The following is an 813-nucleotide window of genomic DNA, read 5'->3' on the forward strand; positions in this document are numbered from 1 at the left end:
ACCTGGCCGGCCACGGGTACAGCGTCGAGCTGCCCCGGCTGCCCGGGCACGGCACCATCTGGCAGGACCTCAACGTCACCCGCTGGCCGGACTGGTACCGGCGGGTGGAGCGGTCGCTGCTCGACCTCGCCGAGCGCTGCCAGCAGGTCGTCGTCGCCGGCCTGTCCATGGGCGGCTGCCTGGCGCTGCGGCTGGCCCAGGAGCACGGCCCGCTGGTCCAGGGCCTGGTACTGGTCAACCCGGTCGTCACCAGCGCGGACAAGCGGCTGCTGGCGCTGCCGCTGCTACGGCTGCTGCGCCCGTCGGTGGCCGGGCTGTCCGGCGACATCGCGATGCCCGGCCAGGACGAGCGCGCCTACGACCGCACGCCGCTGCAGGCGCTGTGGTCGCAGACGAAGATGTGGCAGCTGGTCCGCCGCGACCTGGCGATGATCACGCAGCCGGTGCTGCTGTACCGCAGCGCCGACGATCACGTGGTCGACGCGACCAGCGCGCCGGTGATCCTCTCCGGCGTCTCGTCCACCGACGTCAGCGAGGTCGTGCTGCGCCGCAGCTACCACGTCGCGACCCTCGACTACGACGCGCCGGAAATCTTCTCCGGCGCCGCGGCGTTCGTCGAACGAGTGACCACACAGAGGAACCGGGGCCGAACGCGATGAGCCGAGACGACGACCAGACCTGGGCCGAGCTGATCGACTCGTTCCACGCCGCCCCCTCCGCCGGCGACCAGCCGTGGCCGGCCGCCGAGGAGCTCGGCCCGGACGAGCACCCGGACCCGCCCCGCGCCGACGACTTCCGCGACGCCTCGGTCAC

General features: G+C 73.1%; 1 protein-coding gene. It reads left to right on the top strand.

Annotated elements, in window-relative coordinates; all coding sequences use genetic code 11:
• Nucleotides 1–659, top strand: a 659-nt coding sequence (locus C1I92_RS32910; RefSeq protein ID WP_111258834.1) for an alpha/beta hydrolase, incomplete at its 5' end; no start/stop codon positions are given.
• Between the last annotated feature and the right edge of the window lie 154 nt (nucleotides 660–813).

The organism is Jiangella anatolica (assembly GCF_003236295.1).
Taxonomy (GTDB): Bacteria; Actinomycetota; Actinomycetes; order Jiangellales; family Jiangellaceae; genus Jiangella; species Jiangella anatolica.